This window comes from Chryseolinea soli, from assembly GCF_003589925.1.
Lineage (GTDB): Bacteria > Bacteroidota > Bacteroidia > Cytophagales > Cyclobacteriaceae > Chryseolinea > Chryseolinea soli.
Map to the genome: position 1 here is coordinate 4881809 of NZ_CP032382.1, position 20362 is coordinate 4902170.

The following is a 20362-nucleotide window of genomic DNA, read 5'->3' on the forward strand; positions in this document are numbered from 1 at the left end:
CTCCACGGGCTCTCTGGATAGCACAACAAACTATGAAGGAGGGCTTTATGAACATCGAAGACATTCTGAAAGAACGCATCATGGTCCTGGATGGCGCCATGGGCACCATGATCCAACGACACAAGCTGGAGGAGAAAGACTTTCGCAACGAACAGCTCAAGGATCACCCGCATCCCCTCAAGGGCAACAACGATTTGCTCAGCATCACGCGTCCCGACATCATCAAAGACATTCACCGCCAGTATTTTGAAGCGGGCTCCGATATCGTCGAAACCAATACCTTCGGCAGCACGTGGGTGGCCCAGGCTGACTATCACCTGGAATTCCTGGTCTATGAGATCAACTACCAGTCGGCCCGCATTGCCAAGGAAGTGGCGGTGGAGTTCACGCAAAAAGAACCACACAAGCCGCGCTTTGTGGCCGGCTCCATGGGCCCCACCACCAAGCTGGCGTCTATGTCGCCCGATGTGAACAACCCCGGCTACCGCGCCATCACCTTCGACCAACTGGCCGCTGCCTTCAAGGAACAAGCCAAAGGATTGATGGATGGCGGCGTGGACCTGTTGTTGCTGGAGACCATAACCGACACCCTCAACGTGAAGGCTGCGTTGTTTGCCATCCAGGAACTATTTGAAGAGATGGGCCGTAAGATCCCCGTCATGGTCTCCGGCACCATCACCGATGCCAGCGGCAGGATATTGTCGGGCCAAACGGCCGATGCTTTCCTCATCTCGGTATCGCACGTGCCCTTGCTCAGCATCGGGCTAAACTGCGCCATGGGGGCGGCCGCCTTGCGTCCTTACCTGCAGGTTTTGGATGAGAAAGCTCCTTTCTTCGTCAGCGCATATCCCAACGCAGGTCTGCCAAACGAGTTCGGGCACTATGACCAAACGCCCGAGGAGATGGCCGCCGAAGTGGAAGAATACCTCAAAGAAGGATTGGTGAACATCGTAGGCGGCTGCTGTGGCTCCACACCGGATCACATCCGCAGCATCGCCACCATCGCCGCGCGCTATACACCACGGAAAAAGGAAAGCCTGAAAGAGGCCAGCTAACCGGAAGATTTGATCAACAGAGATAGAACAATACGAATCCTTATACGAAACGCTGTAAAGCACAGCCCTTTTAAGACGCCACACAGGCCCACGAAATTTTAGAACATGTCTATGGATTATCAATTGAAGTTAAGTGGCCTGGAGGCCATCGAGATCACCCCCGAATCGAACTTCGTTAACATCGGCGAGCGTACCAACGTGACGGGCTCCGCGCGGTTCCTGAAACTTATCAAGGAAGACAAGTTTGATGAAGCGTTGGAAGTGGCCCTGGACCAGGTACGCGGCGGCGCACAAGTGATCGACGTGAACATGGACGAAGGCATGCTGGACTCACAGGCCGCCATGGTAAGGTATCTAAACCTCATGGCCTCGGAGCCCGAGATCTCGCGCGTGCCCGTCATGATCGACTCCTCGAAGTGGGAAGTGATCGAAGCCGGTCTCAAGTGCATTCAAGGCAAAGGCATTGTCAATTCCATCAGTATGAAGGCCGGCATCCCGGAATTTGTACGCCAGGCCAAGCTGGTGAAACGTTATGGCGCGGCCGTTGTCGTGATGGCCTTCGACGAAGACGGCCAGGCCGACACCTACGATCGAAGGATCACCATTTGCAAGCGCGCCTACGACATTTTGGTAAACGAAGTGGGCTTCCCGCCTCAAGACATCATCTTCGACCCCAACATTTTCCCGGTGGCCACCGGCATCGAAGAGCACCGGAACTATGCACTAGACTTTTTCAAGGCCACCAAGTGGATCCGCCAAAATCTTCCCCATGCCCACGTCAGTGGCGGGGTAAGTAACGTGTCGTTCAGTTTCCGGGGCAACCAGAAAGTGCGCGAGGCGATGCACTCGGCCTTCCTCTATCACGCCATCCAAAACGGTATGGATATGGGCATCGTGAACCCTACCATGCTCGAGATCTATAGCGACATCGACGCGAATTTGCTGGAGCGGGTAGAAGACGTGCTGCTGAACCGCCGCGAAGACGCCACCGAACGTCTCCTGGAATTTGCCGAAACCTTCAAGGGCGCCACCAAGGAAAAGAAAGCCGACGACGAATGGCGTTCAGGCACCGTGGAAGAACGCCTCACACACGCCCTCGTGAAAGGCATCATCGATTTTATCGATCAGGATACGGAAGAAGCACGCGTGAAATACGGGCGTCCGCTCTTTGTGATCGAAGGGCCGCTCATGTCGGGCATGAACGTGGTGGGCGACTTGTTTGGCGCGGGCAAAATGTTTTTGCCCCAGGTAGTGAAGAGCGCTCGGGTAATGAAAAAGTCAGTAGCCTATCTCACGCCGTTCCTCGAAGAAGAAAAAAGACTCAGCGGCACAACACACCAGGCCGCGGCAAAAATATTGATGGCCACCGTGAAGGGCGACGTCCACGACATCGGCAAGAACATTGTCGGGGTAGTGCTGGCCTGTAACAACTACGACGTGGTCGACCTCGGGGTGATGGTGCCACCGGAAAAGATCATCGAAGCGGCAAAGCGCGAGAAGGTCGACATCATCGGTCTCAGTGGCCTCATCACGCCATCGCTGGACGAAATGGTGCACGTGGCAAAAGAGATGCAACGCGAAAAATTTCTAATGCCCTTGCTGATAGGAGGGGCGACCACGTCGCGCATTCACACGGCCGTGAAGATCGATCCCGTTTACGATGGCCCCGTGGTGCACGTGCTCGACGCGTCGCGGTCCGTGCCCGTAGCCAGCGAACTCATCAGCACACAAACCCGCGAAAGCTCCAAGGCCCGCTTCAAACAAGAGTATGTCACGCTGCGCGCCGACCATGAGAAACGAAAAGAGGCCAAGAACTACATTCCCCTGGCCGAAGCCCGGAAGAACAAGTCCAACATCAATTGGGCGGAAGTGAAATACGTGAAGCCCACGTTCACCGGAAGAAAGGAGATCATCAACTATCCCCTGGAAGAGATCCGGAAGTATATCGATTGGACGCCCTTCTTCCAAACGTGGATGCTGGCCGGTCGTTACCCCGGTATTTTAAAGGACTCCGTCGTCGGCGTGGAGGCGCAAAAGCTCTTCAATGATGCCAACGCCATGTTGGACGATCTCATCAAAAATAAAACACTGCAGGCCAGCGGTGTCATTGCCATCTATCCGGCTGTGAACACCGGCGACGATGTTGATCTGTTTGAAGAGGGTCAGGACAAACCGTTTGCCACCTTCCACTTCCTGCGTCAGCAGAACAAGAAAGCGGCAAACCTTCCCAACTTCTGTCTCGCCGACTTCATTTCGCCCGAGCGCGGCAAAGACTACTTCGGTATGTTTGCCGTCACCGCAGGGTTGGGCTTGGATGAGTGGATCGCCCAACACAAGGCAGACCTCGACGATTATGCCGAGATCATGGCCAAAGCCCTTGCCGACCGCCTCGCCGAAGCTTTCGCCGAAGCGTTGCACGAAAACGTGAGAAAGGTACTGTGGGGCTATGCGTCGAACGAGCACCTTACGAATGAGCAATTGATCGACGAAGCCTACGAAGGCATCCGACCGGCACCAGGCTATCCTGCGTGTCCCGATCATACGGAGAAACGTCTGCTGTTCGATTTGCTGCAAGCCGAAAAAGTGGGCATCAACCTGACGGAATCCTATGCCATGTATCCCGGTGCGGCGGTGAGCGGTTTCTATTTTGCGAATCCGCATTCCAAATATTTTGGGTTGGGCAAGATCGAGAAAGACCAGGTGGAGGACTATGCCAAACGCAAGAACATGTCTGTAGAACAAATTGAAAAATGGCTGGCGCCTAACCTGAGCTACGACATTTAACGGTGGACGACAACAGAAAGAAACCTATCCACGCATCACCAAACATTAACCCTTTCTCCTAATTAACCCGCGATGAAAGTTACCGAACATCTTGCCAACGCAAACGGCAAAACCTTATTCACCATCGAAATTCTTCCCCCGCTGAAAGGCGAGAACATCAAGAATCTTTTCAAGAACATCGATCCGTTGATGGAGTTCAAGCCGCCGTTCATCGACGTGACGTATCATCGCGAGGAATATGTCTACAAGAAAAAAGAGAACGGCCTGTTGGAGAAACGCTCCACCCGCAAGCGTCCTGGCACGGTAGGCATATGCGCCGCCATACAAAACCACTATAAAGTCGACACCGTTCCCCACATCATCTGTGGAGGCTTCAGCCGCGAAGAGACCGAGAACGCGCTCATCGACCTCGACTTCCTGGACATCGACAACGTGCTCGTGCTCCAGGGCGATCCCATCAAGACCGAGTCCCGCTTCGTGCCCGACCCCGATGGCTACATGTATGCGTCGGAATTGCTGCAGCAAGTGGTGAAGATGAACCAGGGCATCTACCTCGACGACGAACTGCTGCATGCCGCACCCACCGACTTCTGCATCGGCGTGGCCGGTTATCCGGAAAAACACTACATGGCTCCCAACCTGAAGAACGACCTTCGGTACCTGAAACTGAAAGTCGATCTCGGCGCGAAATACGTTGTGACCCAAATGTTTTTCGACAACGAAAAATATTTTGCCTTTGTGGACAAGTGTCGCGAGGCAGGCATCAACGTGCCGATTATTCCCGGCATCAAGCCGCTCACCACGAAATCGCAGTTGAACATTCTCAGCAAAACCTTTCACATTGACATACCGGAAGCGTTGGCCGATGCGGTGGAAGATTGTAAAGACAACCAAGCCGTAAAAGAGGTGGGCATCGAGTGGACGGTGCAACAATCGAAGGAGTTGATGAAAAAAGGTGTGCCAACACTTCATTTTTACACGATGGGCAAATCTGACCCTATCTACAGGATAGCAAAAGAGCTATTTTAGCGTATCTTTGGCGCTTGTTTTTAGGAGGCTTTTACATGAAGACGATTCTGCCTTGCGCAATAGCCATCGCGCTCTTGCTAGCAGTCGGCCAGGCACACGCCCAGCCGCAGAAAATCGATTCCCTTCTAAAAGTACTCCCCCTGAATCCGGGGGGTGAAGCCCGCATCGACATTCTGAACAAGCTTGCGTTCTCCTACACGCAGCTGTCCGTTACCGAAGCCGAGAAATTTGTTTCGGAGGCCATACGCCTCGCACAAGCGCAGCGCTACGACAAAGGATTGGCCGAAGGCTACAAAATTCTCGGCAGCATTTTTTTCCAGCGTGGCGAGCACGAGAAGGCCATCGAATATTCCTATAGCGCGCTGAAGATCTACGATGCGTTAAAAGACAAGAGCGGGCAGTCGAAGGTGCTCAACAACATCGCCCTCATCTTTATGGCCCGCAAGGATTTTACGCGCGTCTATGAACTCACCATGCGCTCGCTCCGGCTCAAACGCGAGATCGGCGACAGCGCCGGCGTAGCCACGTCCACGTTGGCCCTCGGCGAATACTACACCAACGAAAAAAACTACGCCACCGCGCTGCGCTTCTGCAAGGAAGCTTTGCAACGCTACCAGGAAATGAAGGACGATTGGGGCACCAGCTACGCCCTGCTGCAGATTGGGAACGTCTATGCACGCCAGCGAAACTATCCCTTCGCCTCTGCCAACTATTACGACGCCATTCGCTATGCCGTAATGGCCCGCGACAACGCGCAATTGATCGCCGGCTACAAACAATTGGGACGGCTTTTCCTCACCTTGCAACAGTTCGATTCATCGTATGCCTATTTGCGCAAGGCCCTGCTGCTGGCCCGCAAAGCCGCCAGCAAGAGCAACGAGATGGAAACACAAAAGATCTTCGCCGACTACTTCACGGCCACCGGCCACCTCGACTCGGCCCTGCGCTACACCAACAGCGCCAATCAACTGGAACACGAGATCTTCGACGCACTCAAGTCCCAACAGATTTCATCCCTCCAGATGGTCTATGACTTCGAACACAAGGAACAAGAGTTGCTCTATCAGCGTCAGCAAATACGACGGCAATATGTGGCCATCATCGGCGTCAGCCTCATCCTCATCCTGTCCATCATCTTTGGCTTCAAGCTCTTCAATCTCAACAAGACCAACCGCCTGGCCAAGGAGAGCTTGCTAAAACTCAACGCCGACATCAATAAGATCAACGCCAACCTCGAGACCATGGTGCAGGAACGCACCGAAGAGATCAAACAACAAAACCAAAAGCTGATCGAATACGCCTTCTTCACCGCCCACGAAGTGAGAGGTCCCCTCGCGCGAATACTCGGACTGGTAGAATTGGCAAAACTAAAAGAACTCCACCACGACCGCGAAGAAATCCTCATGCGCCTCGAAAACGCCGCCAACGAACTGGACGACGTTATCCGCACCATCAACCGGAAATTGGAAAACAACCGAAAACTTTAACGCCGCATTTCCTTGCGCCTTGGTGCTTTTGGTTTAGAACATTGCCGGCAATCTCTCCATTATAATCGAAAAAAAACAATTGAAATGGCCACGAGAAGGGAAGCCATTTCAATTGTTTATGTTTAGCGCTTAAAACTAATTCACACCTACGCCGTTCCCATTGCGTGACAATTGAGCGATGCGTACGGTCCCCACCACGTTCGACTCGCGGTTTTTTATTTTATGACCGGTAGCCTTCTCCCAATTGTTGATCACCGTGAGGATATCGATGAGTGCGGCGCGTTGAGCCGGCGAGGCAGCGGGGCCTCCGTTGGTGGTCTGGCTTTCGATGACCGTTCGGATCCAGGTGTCGGGCGCCGTTAGCTCGAAGGAGCCGAATTCGATGTTTCGCAGAAGGGTAGCCGCGGACGGCGCCATATCGAATAGGGCTTGCGCCTTGCTGTGCGCCTCGATGCCCACCTTCTTGCCGATATTGACCAGCCGCTCGGAGGCGGTGTTGCCCTGGCATCCTAGAAAATTTACCAAAGGGCTGTTGTACGCAATGATAAAATAGAGCCACGACACGAAGCCCACCGATGCATATTCTTCTCTCGACAAGTTCATAAACCGGTAATTATTCAGTGTGAGGTTGCCAGCACTTCCGCGCCGTGAGAGCATCATTTCCCGGATTTTTGTAGCCAGGTCGATAATGCGCTGGTAGTCGGTCGAGTTTGCCCCGCTGGTGTTTTGCGCGTTGATGTAGGCCTGCCATAGTTCGCCCAGGAACTGTTCAAACAGCGGGATAAAGTCCTTGTTGGATGCCTTTGCTTTAAAATAGGGTGCAATGCCGCTGTCGAGGTTGTTGGTGTTTTCGAAGGCCAGGTCGATGCCAAACATTCTGAAATAGGCATTGCGGCGGGCCGATTCTGCATTGGGCCTGACGTTGCTGGTGATGTTCCGGTAACTGGTATTGGAGAGGGTTTTATAGAACAGATTTTCTGTGTTCATGATCCACTGCATGGCGTTTTGATGCATCACCACATCGGGGCTTGCCACACCCAGGGTTTCATCGTGCTGGTAGAGATAGATAAGCCTTTCGATAATTTGTGCGATGCGCGTGTTCTCGATCAGGTAGGCGTAAATGATATGATACGGCGGTGCATCATCGCGATTGAACACCTGAATCGTATTGCTGGCATCGACGGGGAAATTAATCGGTCCGTTCGTGATGTCAGACCAGTGCTTTTGAATGGCCTTGTCGATCACGATAGGATCTTCATAGAAAACAAAAGTTTCCTGGACCTCTAACGCATAGGAATTTGTATAAGGAATGGGAGGCAATGGGGTGGGTGGCACCGGTGGTGTGCTGTTCATTCCCGGTAAGCCCAGAGGAGGAGGCACAACGATGGCTGCAAAATCGCTGCGAATAGAAGGATATGAACGGTTAACCCTAACGCTTTCGGTGTTAGTGGTATAAATAAGGTGATCTATAAATTCCATACAGTCAGGATTTTTAATTTTTTAGTTGGTCGATTTTCTATTGTTGCCTTCCGGGTTGATGGTTACTTCTTCCTTTCTACTGAAGCCGTCGCAAGCCCGGTTGCTGCACCGGGCGCTCCGGTTGCTGGGGGAGTATACTTCTTTTCGGGTTTGATATAGTGACTGCGTGTTTGCTCATACGTCAGGTTTGCTTTGTCGTAAGCTGCGCAGTCGGAATGGTCTACACCCGAGCTTGAATTGTATCGCTCAAGCGATAGCGCTTTCAAGTATCGTTCCCGGAGACCGACGGCTTCTTCTTTACTTTTCAAGAGCAAGATCATCAGTTTGCCATCCCCCTTGCCCTTGGCGGCATTTATCTCTTTTTCGATGTCGGTTATGGATTGATTGACCAGGTTGATGTCATCCTCAAGTTCTTTCATTTTTGTGCTCATGGTGAATAGCTTTATGTTGTTATGCTTTTAATTTTCGCCGGTGGTTGTCCCCAGGTTCCTCATCCAGAGTTCAAGCCGCTTGTATTCCTCCTGCGGCGCTTCATCCATTGTGGCGATGCGATAGCCCGCCAACGCCAGCAACTTTAAACACTCCTGATGAATCCACGCGTGTGACTGCAGCATTGCGCCGGAAGTGGCTTGAAATTTCTCCAGTCGCTCTGGACTCACGTGAACCGGATTGACCAGATCAACCAATGACCGGCCGCCAAAAGCGTCATAGCGCGTAGTCAGGCAGATATCGACGACCCTAGGCAAGACGCGCTGGCAAGCCCGGATCATGCGGGTGGAGGTATAGTTATAACGATCGATGGGATAATCTTGCTTAAAGGCTTCCTCCAGCTCATCCCACGGTCCGCGGCCATAGAAGGTGCGACAACATTCGATGTTGAGGAGTACGCGCAGATAGGAGATGGGATGCGGGTCACCTTCGTGATAAGCAAAGACGCTTTCGGGCGATCCGGCCACCACATTGTGCAGGGAGGCTACGGCCCCATAGCCCGTGTGAACAAAGGCAAAATTGTCGGCAGCAATTTCACTGGCCCAACCGGCGTAGGCCGCGGCAACCAAGGGATTATAGGGATGAAGTTGTTGCTGCAATTGCGTGGCCAATGCGTTGTTCCAGTTCAATATGTGAGCAACCTGGTGCCCGGTTTCGTGTATCGTGGCCGTGGGGCGAAATAAATTGTGAAAGGTGATCTTGATCGCTGCCACGGGACTGATGCTGCCATCCCACAAACGCAGACCGCTCTTCAAAATGCTGGCGCCCAAACCCCGGTCGAGATACGTAAAGCAGGGCGGCACTTCTTTGCCGAGGACAGGCAGTATGCCCTCCATGCTCCGGGTGCAAAGAACATCGCACGCGCGAAGGAGGGTGGCAATGGCGTTGTTGGTCCGACTGTTGAGGGCGTCCGTAAAAAAGTGTACGGTGGTTTCGGTGTTGATGTATTGCTGGCGGAGGCTCAACAACGAACGGCGGAGGCGGTCGTGGTCGGCGTCGGTTTGAAGTTGCACCTCGAGTTGCTGGCCAAAACTCTTGATGCGGTCGATCGAGGCGGTCAGGCTTTGGATGATCAGGTTGCGCACGTCCCGGTTCACACCGTTCCAGGCCGCCGCCGAAGCTAGGTTTTCGAGACGGGCCAGGCGCGCGGCAGCCTGCATCCAATGACTGCATTGGTTTTTGATCTGATCGACGGCGTTTGTCTTTGTGGTCACCATCTTATATAAAGTTTTTGCCGGCCAGTATGGTCAGGGTTGGGGTGGGCAACGACGGCATGCTGATGCCACCCAGGTTGGTGATCGATCCTTCGCCCCGCAGCAGCGAGATCACGGCCCGGATCTGGGCCATACCCGCCACGTTCTTCCAGGTGATGCGCACCGTCACTCCATCGTCGGGTTGGGCCAGGGCGTCGCTGAATTCTTTGGCGCGTGTTTTGAAAAATGTTTTGACGCCTTCAAACGCCTTGCCCAACAGCCTTTGCGTGACCTTCTCAATGATCTTCTCCATGGCCATCTTCTTGAAGCCGCCGAGAAATTCCTCGCTGTCCGGCACATGACGCAAATACAATTCGGGCACAGCCTCATGCACAATTTTCACTTTCGACCGGATGTTTTTCAACAGGGCTTTGTTGAGTTTGCTCTTCAGCGCCTTGCGAAGCGATTCGGATGCGCCGATCCAATCCTGGCGGTTCAGTTTCTCTACCACGTCGTTGCTGCCGGCTTCGCTAAAGAAGAAGTTTAACACGACTTCTGATTTTACAAAATTGAATACCGCCTGTATGTCGCTGGAGCGCGCCGCTACCTGGGCTTCTCTCTGCACGCCAACCCCTGCACGGCGCAGGCGGCGATGGACTCTCGGTCGCCGCACGACGGCTCCGGGCATTTCCATGTAAAAGAAACGCTGGCCGATCGTGATCTTTTCCCGCGAGGTGGTAAACTCCGGCGCAACATCTTTGCCGATCCCCGGATCGTTCAACAATGCCGTGGCGGCTTGCACCGACAAGGGGTGAAGTTGCACGGCTGCGCTCTTGTCGGCCGTGCCTAAACCGGGTGCACGATCGTATAGGCTGATCTTGTTGAGGGTGGTGCCGGGTATGGCTTCATAGACGTGAACCCGCACGTTGATGGGCTGCGCCAGGTCCTGTCCCATGGTGTCTTTTACAAAATCTTTTAGCGACACATCGCCAAAAGTTTTTATCCCTTCGGCCAGTGCGGCGGTAAGTGTTACCGGATAAACGCGGGAGAACCGTTTGTGCGATTTGCGTCTGCGCCTCCGAGGCATCAGTACCCATACGCCGGGCTCGCGCGTGGGTTGTATTGATTTCCTGATGTAGGTGCCCGGAAAATTATTAGCGACGGCTTTGCTAAAGGCCGGCAACACATGCTCGGCCAGTTGATCGATGGCTTCCGAGTCGGACATGCCGTCCAATTGTTGGAGTATGCCTTCGTCTTCCGTGCCCAGGGTGCGGATGGTTTCCTCGACGGTGTTGGCAATGGCCTCGTAGGCAAGCGACTCGTTATTTTGGTCAGCTGTTTCGAAACCCAGGGCTTTAAAACCCAGATCAACGATGGAGGCCGACAACGGTTTGGCAATATTGGCCGGCACATATTTGCCAACCAGCTTGCCCAGCAGTCCGGCCAGAAAATTGATGACGCGCTTTCGTCCCACCAACGATAGCGCTACTTTGATGGCAGGATATAATGCGGGAAGAAATTGTTCCAAGGCGGGCTGAACGTCTTCGCCCCGGCGCAGTTGGTCAACAAATTGTTGGCGTGCTTCATCGAGGGAGGGTGCGTTTTCGTAGGCGGGATCTTCGTGCTCGCCTTCTTCAATATAGTCGTTCACAAATTGTTCGCTCTCCACTTCGTCGTTGGCGAACACCAGGTTGGCCATACGGAGATCGAATTCGTAGGAGAGTTGTTCAAAATCCTCGCCGGCAAACATTTCGTTGCTGTTGTTCAGCGCGCCGTCTTGCGTGGGGACTTCGAGTTTTAGAAATTTCTTGGCCAGGTCCCGGGCATAAGGCTGAAGGGGTTGTGGCAGCTTGCCAACGAGTGTATTCAGTACTTTGTTGAGCAACGGTTTGATAAGACCTTTCAGTTTGTTCAACGCCAGGTTTATCGGGTTGAGCTTGTTCACCAACTTTGCGCCCGCTTTTACGGCGCTCTTTACTTTATTGACCAGTCCGCCCAGAAATTGCTCCTGTGCGGGAGAGAGTTGTTCAGTGTATTCAAACTCCATCTCATTTACAAACCGCTCGATGTTTTCAGCCGACAGCCCCTCAAACTCACGCGACGACACGGCCTGGCTGGCACGGTCGATCACGGCATCGACTTCGCGAAGCAGGGGGGCGATGTATTCTGACGTGCGTTGCTTCAGGTACGGATAGTGATTGCCATGGGACCCCTCATAACTGAAACGGGCGATAACCGATTCTTCGATCTCTCCCGCCATGGCCATTAACGACTCTTTGAAATCTTCGTGATTCAATTCAGCCAACAGTTCCACAAAAGCTTCGGCTTTGGGTTGATTGAGCGAAATGGAGTCTTCGGCATTGTATGTGGCTGAGAACGGACTTTCGAACTCGGATGATGAAGAATAGAATTCCGGGGTTGGACTCGTTTCTTCGGGTCGTTCCATCAACAGGGATTCATCTGAGAAGGGCGTTTCGTAGTCTCCGGAAGATACAACGTAATCATTGGTACTTTTCATGATTTCACGTTTTGATGATTTGCTGGGATAAAATTGGCCGGATGCCTCACCGTTATCAATCACCCTTTAGGGTGAAATTCACCTTAAAGGGTGATTGAGGTTATGAGACCGCACATGGTAATTTTGATTCAGGAAAAAACAAAAGCCCTCAACTATGAACGACTATTCCATTGAAAATTATGAAACACCCTTTCGGGACATGCAGCTCCCGGGCGAGGAGGATGATAAAAATTTTGGAAGATACCGCACAGCCGAGCATACGGTCTATCCCGGAGAACAACACGAGTCGCAGGAAGCCCCTGGACACGATGAATTTGAACAAGACTTCTCCGACCATTTCACAAGCGACATGGAGGCCGATATGGGTTTGGATGAAGCGGCATACGACCAGGAATTTTTTGCCGATGAAATTCCGACGCTCTATCCCTATGAAAAAGGATACTCTCCGTATGCGCTACAAGCAAAAAAACAATGGAAACGCGGCACGAACGATTTGCGGCCGGAAGCCTGGCGTGGAAAGATCTTTGGGTTGGTGGTGCACACAACGGGAGGAAGTCTTCCCGGAAAGGCGGTAGGGAAAAATGTATACCCTACCATCGCCGCCATCGATACCTATTTTAATTCGTATGGCTGTCATTATATTAATGGGTGGAAAGGTATTGCAGGAGGAGATCTGGTGCAGGTGGCAAACGAAGACAAGCTGGCCTGGGGGGTGGGCTTTGGCGATCAATTGAAGTCGATCAAGGCGAAACGGTTTGAGGCCGATCTGCCCGCTATACTCGTTAAGCTCTGGAAGGCGCGCTGGCCGGGCTATACGGACCCCGTGGGATTGGCGCCCGTCACCAATGTGAACTTGTGCTACGTGCACATGGAATGCTTGCCGGTGGTTTACTATGTGAACAATAAGACCATTATCGACACACAACATCCGCCCATGCGCAAGGGGCTCCGGTTCACAAAAGCACAGCACGATTCCATTGCGGTAGTAGCTTACGATATCGCGATACGCAACAACTGGCCGATGGACACAAAATGGTGGCGAACGCCGCGGTTCCTGGGACACGAAGACCTGACGCCCATAAACCGCAAAGATCCCAATGGTGGCTGGGATCCGGGAGGACTTCGTGTGCAGCCTTATATCGATTGGGAGTATATCTACAGCCAGATCGAGCTTATTCACAGCAAAGGCGTTGGTGCGATATTGAGTTCGCCAATCGCGGTGGCGTCGGAAGTGGCCGGTGCCATCAAGACACACTCGGCATTATTTCAGGGAGTGGCCACGGGAACCCCGTCGACACCTCCTGCGCCCGATGTGCCGCCGAATGCACCTTTGCCTGTGCCCCAAACATCTTGGGGCGACGCGGTGCGATCGAACCGGTACTATGGCGATAAACTGGGATGGAGCAAGTACTCCTATCAGATCAACGATTTCCTGCTGCCGTATGTCGGTCTCCAAAATGTGAGTCTTTCCGAGGAGAAATTTGCAGAGGCGGTGTATTACTGGCAAAAGCAAAAAGGGTTTGCGGCAAAGGACTGCGATGGTATTATTGGCCCGAATACTTGGCGTGTGATGAGTGCGTTGATCCCCGGTGTAACCGCCACGCCACCCAAGCCAACTCCGACAACACCGGCAAACTGGGTCACCACGCTGACACCCCTGCTGGAAAAATACCGCGGCGACATTCCCCTGTACTTTCTTTTGGGCTGGATTTCCATTGAGTCCGGCGGCCGGATCGAAGTGACTACCCACCTCGACGAGCGTGGATATTTTCAGATCCACCCCGACGAATCGAAAATGTTGAAGATCGTCGATCACAAGCGACTTTCCACCGACCGGGAGTTCTCCATTCAAGGCGGCATTCAGTTGGTGAACTACTTGCGGAGAATATCGGAAGGTGTTGCCAATACTTTGGGCTTTCAAAAAGACTCGTCGCTCTACTGGCACGTGGTAAAGCTTCATCATTGGTTGCCGCTGGGTGTTAAATCTATCGTGCAGGAAATGGTGAGCCAATCGTTCAAGCCCACCAACTGGACGGCGTTCAGGGAGTTTGTGGTGGCCAATAGCGAGAAGATCAAACAAAGAATAAAGGCAGGCAACGCCAAACACCTGGTGTGGGATCCCATGCAAGGGATCAACAATGTAGAAAAGCTGTTCAAGGAAGCCAACCGCATCGTACCCCAATCGGTGACGAACGAAGTGCTTTCGGATGATGAATTGGAAGACTTCGATTTCTCTTCCGAAACATACTATGAGACCGATAAGGCGATGGACGAGTTTGAATCGGAGAGTTACTATTATCAGGGAGAAGACTATTAGAAACTAATCGGTATGGTCGAAGAACGCCTGGTTGTAATAACTGACCAGCGCGGCGGTGTTCTTTACGCCGATCTTTTTAAGAATGCTCTTCCGGTGCGAGCGCACGGTTTCGAAGCTGATGAATAGTCGTTCGGAGATGTCTTTATTGGTGAGCCCCTGCATGATGAGGCTCAACACTTCCACTTCGCGCGACGAGAGCTTTTCCTGGTACACGGAGGTCTCATACCGCACCTGTTTTCGCAGTTTGTGAAGGGCGAGTTGGGGGTCATCCAATTTGGCTTCGATGAAGATATCGGTGGAGAGTACGTGCGATTTGAGGGTGGTGAGCACTTCGGCGATCTTTTTAATCAGTTCAAGATCGTCGCAGCACGGCTTGCCCGAGAGGCAGAAGAAATCGACTTTCTCTACCAGGCGGTTCTCTTTGTCCAGGAAGTTTACAAAAAGGCGAATAGCCATCGTCGGGGGTACATAGGCACACCGTAACAATCTTTCATACCAACAACGAAAGAGAAGGGGCGTTCTCAGAAAGCGCACCGACTATTTCCCTTCGCTACTGTAGCTTACCTTCCGGCCGGTCAGAACACACCGTGTTGTGGCCGGAAGTGATTCTCTGCACATAAAACACAAAAGCTCATCGTTGACATAACACGCTGGAGACGTGACGATAAGTGTGAGATCGAAAGTAGGAAAAAGCGCATAGAACGCGGGACACATTTGTTGCAGATACAGGTAAATTTCGCTCACAGCGCCGAAAATCAGTGATTCTATAGTCGAGCGCTTCTCGTTTCCAAACCTCCCACCGCTCACCCGTGCTCGAAGCCACCTTCTCAAAGGCGGCAAAGAATAATTTCATGGCCTTTCAAACTGCAATCCCATTGCAGTGGGCCGCTCTAATTTGTGTCCCAAAGATCGTCGCGTACGGTCATTGATTCTTCACTTTTAAAAGCCGCACATTATGAAACTTCATTTGTTTGTCGTCATGGCCGTGGTCATTTCGTTGCCGGTGTATGCGCAATCCACCGCCTCCATTCCAACTTCGTCCCAAACGCCGGTCTTTGCGAAAGCGCAGGAGGCCGAAATCGGCATCGTATTCGCCGGCGATTCGAAAAATGACGAGTATCGCTTCAATGTCGACGGGATATTTGGGGAAACCTATAAAGACAGTCGCCCCATAAACGACTATTTTGGTCTGGGGACGGGTGATACCGCCACGTTGAAAAAGCGCGTGAAGGAAATCAAACTTTTTGTAAAAAGCCCTCCCTTTGGAAACAAGGCCGCTCACCTGGTGATTCCCGAAGGATTTGACCGCTTTCTTATCCTGACGAGGGACCGGACATTAAAAAATGGACAGTTCTTTGTGGCCAAGTGGTCGGATAAATTGCCGAGTGAAGACACAAATCCCTACGACCAATGGTTTAGTCGCGACAGCGCCATACATAAATTGCCCGCCCCAGTTGTCACTATAAAGTTCGGAGGCCGGGAGTTTACAGCGGACGGACTGAGGCCGGCGAACTATAACGCCGACAGTTTTTTGACGTTCTCCACACAATTGCTGAATCCGTCTGCTCTATCAAATTTACAATTGGAGTATGAAGCACTCGAGGTGAAGTTTCTGCATCACAACACCTCCCTTGTCCGCCGGCTCCGTTCCAAAGGAAAATTGGCTACGTTGCTATTCTGGCCGGCGGGTTTCAGAATGGAGGAAGGCTCCCTGATCGTGATCAATATGGCATACTCCTATAAACAAAATGGTAAAGTGGTCGACTCAGGACTGGTATCCAGGAGTGTAAAATTTTGAGCGCCCATCCACCATTTCTCTGTCCGCCATCGAACGTATTCGTTCGATTCCATACGCGTTAAGTTTTCTGATCCTCCAAAACAGCCCAAATAGGCCACCCCACAGGTGGCACTTTCATTGTGGCGTTGGTCTCAAACCTAATCGCGCCATGCTCAAAAACTACATCCTCACTACCCTCCGGAACATCTCCCGTCGCAAAGGCTTTTCCATCCTCAACGTGCTGGGCCTCTCCATTGGCCTGGCGGCAAGTTTGCTCATCATGCAATACGTGAAAGACGAATTCAGCTACGACGATTTTCACGCCAACAAAGAAAACATCTATCGCGTACAATACGACCGCTACCGCGACAACGAGCTCGTGTTGCAGTGCGCCACAACATTTCCGAAAGTGGCACCGGCACTGCTGGCGGACTATCCTGAAGTGCAAAAGGCCTGTCGCTTGTATTTGCGTTATGGCGGAGGAGTGATTCGCTATGACGACATCCAAATGAAAGAGGACAACCTCTTCACGGCCGATCAGAGCTTCTTCGATATTTTTTCCTATCCCTTGTTGAAAGGCGATCGTGCAACGGCGTTGAAGGAGCCCAACACGGCGGTGGTGGAGGAAGAAACCGCACGCAAATATTTCGGCGATGCCGATCCGCTCGGCAAGCGCATAAAGTTTGGCAACCGGGAAGAGTATGAGATCACCGGTGTGATCCGCTCGCCTGAAAATTCGCACCTCAAATTTTCATTCCTGCTTTCCTATCCCACGTTGGTGAAACTCTTCGGCAACGATGTGGAGCAAGCCTGGGGTTGGTACGATTTCTATACCTACATTCAATTGAGCCCTGGCGCAGACCCCAAAGCGCTTGAAGGCAAGTTCCCCGCGTTCATCAAAAAATACGGTGCAGAAGGAGACGACAAGAGAATCAAGTTTTCCCTCCAGCCCCTCACCGACATTCACCTGAACTCCGACCTCCTCCAGGAGGCTCGCGTCAATGGCAACGGCCGCTCGGTATATTTTCTCTCCATCATCGCCTTCTTCATCCTCGTCATCGCCTGGGTGAACTACATCAACCTGGCTACGGCGCGGGCTGTGGAGCGTGCGAAGGAAGTGGGCGTGCGCAAAGCGATTGGGGCGGGACGCGTGCAACTGATGGGGCAGTTCATCGCCGAGGCGTTGATCGTAAACTTCGGTGCGGTAGTCACGGCAGTGGCCTTGATGAGCGCCACCATTCCGTTGTTCAATGCCCTTTCGGGAAAAGTGTTGACGACGAGCATCCTGACCGATCCAACCTTGTGGTACACCGCCACGGTATTGTTCCTGGCGGGCTCGGCGTTGTCGGGATTGTATCCGGCCTTTGTGTTGTCGTCCTATCAACCGGCGCGCGTGTTGAAAGGATCCATGAAGGGAACACACGAAGGCTTGTTGCTGCGAAAGATGCTTGTGGTGATGCAGTTTGTTGCTTCGGTGGCATTGATCGCCGGAACGCTCATCGTATACCGTCAATTGCAGTTCATGCAAAATCGCGACCTGGGTGTGGACATCGACCAGGTGCTGGTCATCAACGCGCCAGGTGTGACCGATAGCAGCACCTATGTTTCGCAGCTTCGCTCGTTTAAGAGTGAAGTACAGCGTCACCCGAATGTACAGTCATTCACCGCTTCGTCGGAAGTGCCCGGCAACCTCATCTATTGGACCAACGGCGGCAAGCGCATCGGCGGCGACCAGGAGTTGCCGAGCATCGTCATGTATCGCATGGGCATCGACCCCGATTTTTTCAACACCTACAAAAATAAAGTACTCGCCGGCCGCGTCTTCTCCGAGGATTTCACAGCCGACACCAGCAACGTGATCCTCAACCGAAAGGCCATCGAAGTGCTGGGCTTCAACACGCCCGAAAATGCCGTGGGAGGTCAGGTCAGGATCGGCGGCGATACGCTCACGGTGGTGGGTGTGGTGGAGAACTATCACCAGGAAGGATTGAAAAGCAACTTTCGTCAAACCGCGTTCCACTTGTTGCCCGCAAACCATTCTTACTACAGCGTGAAGGTCGAAGCCAAAGACCTCGAACAAACGCTGGCCTACATCAGAGAAAAATACAACCAACAATTCCCTGAAAATCCCTTCGACTATTTCTTCCTCGACACCTTCTTTCAACGCCAATATCAAACCGACCGCCAGTTCGGCCAGGTCTTTGGTTTCTTTGCATTGCTGGCCATCTTCGTAGCCTCGCTGGGCTTGTTTGGTCTGGCATCGTTCACGGCCAGCCAACGCACCAAGGAGATCGGCATTCGCAAAGTGCTGGGCTCCACCGTACCCAATATTTTCCTGTTGCTGTCCAAAGATTTTCTAAAGCTGGTCATCATCGCCAACATCATCGCCATACCGTTGGTGGTATACTTCATGAATAAGTGGTTGCATACCTTTGCTTTCCGGATAGATATCAGCTATTGGATATTTCTGGTCTCGGCCGTGCTCACACTTTTCATTGCTTTGATCACGGTGAGCTTTCAGTCCATTCGCGCGGCTATGGCAAATCCGGTGAAGTCGCTGCGGTATGAATGAAATTGAAAATAGACATCACGATATAAGAAAGGGCGTCCGTTCGGGCGCCCTTTCTTCGTTAAAGGAGAAAATAGCATATTAATTTTGGAAATAATTTTAATCAAACTGCAATTGATTTGCAGCAGGTCATTATTTCTTGGATGGTCTGTTTGTTTAAAATTACTTCCTCTATTGTCGGCATCAGCTTTCAAGAGATCTCTTGCTGTTTATCGAATAGTGCCAACGTTTCGCCTTAACTTTAAAGCAAGAATAATCGATGCAAATAGATGAATGCGCTAACAAGAAACAATTTCTTGATGGATTGGCCATTGGCCTATGTTGGGATAACCAGAAACTGGCTCTCCGTCGATGAAGCCTTAAGGGAAATTTCGCCCGAGGAACTTGGTAAATTAAATAGCGAGAGGATTGCGTCCCTATACACCGCCAGCGAAAAATCGAAGGAGTCCTTTCTTGTCGTCATGAAAGAGATTGCAGCTATAAGTGACGATGCCCTTCGCGCGAGTCTTCGGATATGGGGTATAGCCTATCTTGACGACATCCTGAAATCCTTCAAAACAATTAGCAACAAATTAAAAGCCGTGGCAGATGTCTGGGCGATGGTTGACTATCCCGAAGAATGGAAACCCTTTATATACTATATGCCTGTTTCACCCGGAACAGATACCCGTATGGATCTTTTATATAAGAAGTGTACCGAGTTTTTAAAAACGGAAAGACTAAAACTTCGCGTGTGAATATTATACCAACCGTGTAGGAGCGGAGGCATGGGATAGGAGCCTGGAGGTGAAATCGAAAAGATACGCATGCACACGCGCACACCACTATCCTAATCATCGTTCGCTTATCGTGTCAGCTAAAAAGCTTCGGGCACACACTTCACACACCACCTCCTTCACACGTTTCCAGCGAGCACTCGTCGCAAATTTGTTGACGGGTGTAGCAATTACGGACAGTTCCGTTTACATTGGTTTCCGGTATGGAACTGGAACACGAGCGTGATATATGGGGTGACTTCAAGAAAGGCGACTGGCATGCATATACATTGCTCTATGACACGTACTATAAACGGCTGAATAATTATGGCTATAAATTCACCCGTGATGTGGCACTGATCGAAGATGCCATCCAGGATCTCTTTGTAAAACTATGGACCAACCGCGAAACGTTGGGGGAGCCCTCGTCAGTGAAGAATTATCTCTACAAAGCCCTTCGCCACGCTTTGTTTCGAAAGATCAAATCGCAACGCAAGTTCACTTTAGCGCCCGCGGAGAACTATGACTATACGTTCGAGCTGTCGTGGCATGACCACCTGGTGGTGGATGAAGACGAACGCGAATTGCAACGCATTATAAAAGAGGTCACCGGGAAGCTTCCCGCGCGGCAGCAGGAGATCGTATACATGCGCTTTTATGAAGGGCTCTCCTATGAAGAGATCGCCGAGATCATGTCCATCAACATCAATTCGGTGTACAAACTCTGGTATAAGACGGTCGACAATCTGAAAGACGCCTTGCGTCACCTGCTTTGCGTTTTGTTGGTCTATTGCGTTTCCAGGACCGGTACAGAAGGATAAGGTTTTCCAACCGGGCCATCCTCCCCACAATCCCCACTATTCGTTTTTTAGCCCCTCTGACAATGATTTTGTTAAAAATGACCCCCATG

12 protein-coding genes and 1 pseudogene are annotated in these 20362 nt (G+C 51.9%); 8 read left to right on the forward strand and 5 right to left on the reverse strand.

All coding sequences use genetic code 11. The annotated features are described in order from the left end of the window. Positions 1 to 32 precede the first annotated feature (32 nt). The 3 genes and pseudogenes from metH (at position 33) to D4L85_RS20695 (ending at position 6355) form a co-directional block, all read left to right on the forward strand. Positions 33 to 3839, forward strand: a pseudogene (metH, locus tag D4L85_RS20685) (methionine synthase). Between the two features lie 72 nt (positions 3840 to 3911). Then, a complete protein-coding gene (metF, locus tag D4L85_RS20690; protein WP_119756095.1) occupies positions 3912 to 4868 on the forward strand; it encodes a methylenetetrahydrofolate reductase [NAD(P)H] in 957 nt (318 codons plus the stop codon). 35 nt (positions 4869 to 4903) lie between these two features. Beyond that, on the forward strand, positions 4904 to 6355 hold the full coding sequence (locus D4L85_RS20695; RefSeq protein ID WP_119756096.1) for a tetratricopeptide repeat protein: 1452 nt from the start codon (positions 4904 to 4906) through the stop codon (positions 6353 to 6355). Positions 6356 to 6490: 135 nt separating this feature from the next. Here the strand turns inward: D4L85_RS20695 and D4L85_RS20700 are convergent, their stop codons facing one another. From D4L85_RS20700 to D4L85_RS20715, 4 genes are all read right to left on the reverse strand, one after another. Beyond that, on the reverse strand, positions 6491 to 7834 hold the full coding sequence (locus tag D4L85_RS20700; protein WP_160143884.1) for a hypothetical protein: 1344 nt from the start codon (positions 7832 to 7834) through the stop codon (positions 6491 to 6493). 62 nt (positions 7835 to 7896) lie between these two features. Beyond that, complete coding sequence (locus D4L85_RS20705) at positions 7897 to 8265, reverse strand: hypothetical protein (RefSeq protein WP_119756098.1); 369 nt, start codon at positions 8263 to 8265, stop codon at positions 7897 to 7899. A gap of 27 nt (positions 8266 to 8292) precedes the next feature. Further along, positions 8293 to 9540: a hypothetical protein gene (locus tag D4L85_RS20710; protein ID WP_119756099.1), complete on the reverse strand. Its 1248-nt coding sequence runs from the start codon at positions 9538 to 9540 to the stop codon at positions 8293 to 8295. 1 nt (position 9541) lies between these two features. Further along, positions 9542 to 12034 carry a hypothetical protein gene (locus D4L85_RS20715; RefSeq protein ID WP_119756100.1) on the reverse strand — a complete coding sequence of 831 codons (2493 nt, stop codon included), beginning with the start codon at positions 12032 to 12034 and terminating at the stop codon, positions 9542 to 9544. Positions 12035 to 12188: 154 nt separating this feature from the next. Between D4L85_RS20715 and D4L85_RS20720 the strand changes: the two genes are divergently transcribed. After that, positions 12189 to 14351: an N-acetylmuramoyl-L-alanine amidase gene (locus D4L85_RS20720; RefSeq protein WP_119756101.1), complete on the forward strand. Its 2163-nt coding sequence runs from the start codon at positions 12189 to 12191 to the stop codon at positions 14349 to 14351. A 3-nt stretch (positions 14352 to 14354) separates the two neighbouring features. Here D4L85_RS20720 and D4L85_RS20725 read toward each other — a convergent pair whose 3' ends face one another. Beyond that, complete coding sequence (locus tag D4L85_RS20725; protein WP_119756102.1) at positions 14355 to 14807, reverse strand: helix-turn-helix domain-containing protein; 453 nt, start codon at positions 14805 to 14807, stop codon at positions 14355 to 14357. Positions 14808 to 15306: 499 nt separating this feature from the next. On the opposite strand from D4L85_RS20725, the gene D4L85_RS20730 reads away from it, so the two are divergent. The 4 genes from D4L85_RS20730 (at position 15307) to D4L85_RS20745 (ending at position 20273) form a co-directional block, all read left to right on the forward strand. Next, positions 15307 to 16149, forward strand: a complete 843-nt coding sequence (locus D4L85_RS20730) for a hypothetical protein (RefSeq protein ID WP_119756103.1) — start codon at positions 15307 to 15309, stop codon at positions 16147 to 16149. 148 nt (positions 16150 to 16297) lie between these two features. Further along, a complete protein-coding gene (locus D4L85_RS20735) occupies positions 16298 to 18700 on the forward strand; it encodes an ABC transporter permease (protein WP_119756104.1) in 2403 nt (800 codons plus the stop codon). Between the two features lie 266 nt (positions 18701 to 18966). After that, a complete protein-coding gene (locus D4L85_RS20740) occupies positions 18967 to 19434 on the forward strand; it encodes a DUF2247 family protein (protein WP_119756105.1) in 468 nt (155 codons plus the stop codon). 242 nt (positions 19435 to 19676) lie between these two features. Beyond that, positions 19677 to 20273: an RNA polymerase sigma factor gene (locus D4L85_RS20745; RefSeq protein ID WP_119756106.1), complete on the forward strand. Its 597-nt coding sequence runs from the start codon at positions 19677 to 19679 to the stop codon at positions 20271 to 20273. The last annotated feature ends 89 nt before the right edge of the window (positions 20274 to 20362 follow it).

What these genes read in the sequence shown, in the direction of transcription:
- metF (WP_119756095.1), top strand. Translation starts at nt 3,912, where the DNA reads ATGAAAGTTACCGAACATCTTGCCAACGCAAACGGCAAAACCTTATTC.
- D4L85_RS20695 (WP_119756096.1), top strand. Translation starts at nt 4,904, where the DNA reads ATGAAGACGATTCTGCCTTGCGCAATAGCCATCGCGCTCTTGCTAGCA.
- D4L85_RS20700 (WP_160143884.1), bottom strand. Translation starts at nt 7,834, where the DNA reads ATGGAATTTATAGATCACCTTATTTATACCACTAACACCGAAAGCGTT.
- D4L85_RS20705 (WP_119756098.1), bottom strand. Translation starts at nt 8,265, where the DNA reads ATGAGCACAAAAATGAAAGAACTTGAGGATGACATCAACCTGGTCAAT.
- D4L85_RS20710 (WP_119756099.1), bottom strand. Translation starts at nt 9,540, where the DNA reads ATGGTGACCACAAAGACAAACGCCGTCGATCAGATCAAAAACCAATGC.
- D4L85_RS20715 (WP_119756100.1), bottom strand. Translation starts at nt 12,034, where the DNA reads ATGAAAAGTACCAATGATTACGTTGTATCTTCCGGAGACTACGAAACG.
- D4L85_RS20720 (WP_119756101.1), top strand. Translation starts at nt 12,189, where the DNA reads ATGAACGACTATTCCATTGAAAATTATGAAACACCCTTTCGGGACATG.
- D4L85_RS20725 (WP_119756102.1), bottom strand. Translation starts at nt 14,807, where the DNA reads ATGGCTATTCGCCTTTTTGTAAACTTCCTGGACAAAGAGAACCGCCTG.
- D4L85_RS20730 (WP_119756103.1), top strand. Translation starts at nt 15,307, where the DNA reads ATGAAACTTCATTTGTTTGTCGTCATGGCCGTGGTCATTTCGTTGCCG.
- D4L85_RS20735 (WP_119756104.1), top strand. Translation starts at nt 16,298, where the DNA reads ATGCTCAAAAACTACATCCTCACTACCCTCCGGAACATCTCCCGTCGC.
- D4L85_RS20740 (WP_119756105.1), top strand. Translation starts at nt 18,967, where the DNA reads ATGAATGCGCTAACAAGAAACAATTTCTTGATGGATTGGCCATTGGCC.
- D4L85_RS20745 (WP_119756106.1), top strand. Translation starts at nt 19,677, where the DNA reads ATGGAACTGGAACACGAGCGTGATATATGGGGTGACTTCAAGAAAGGC.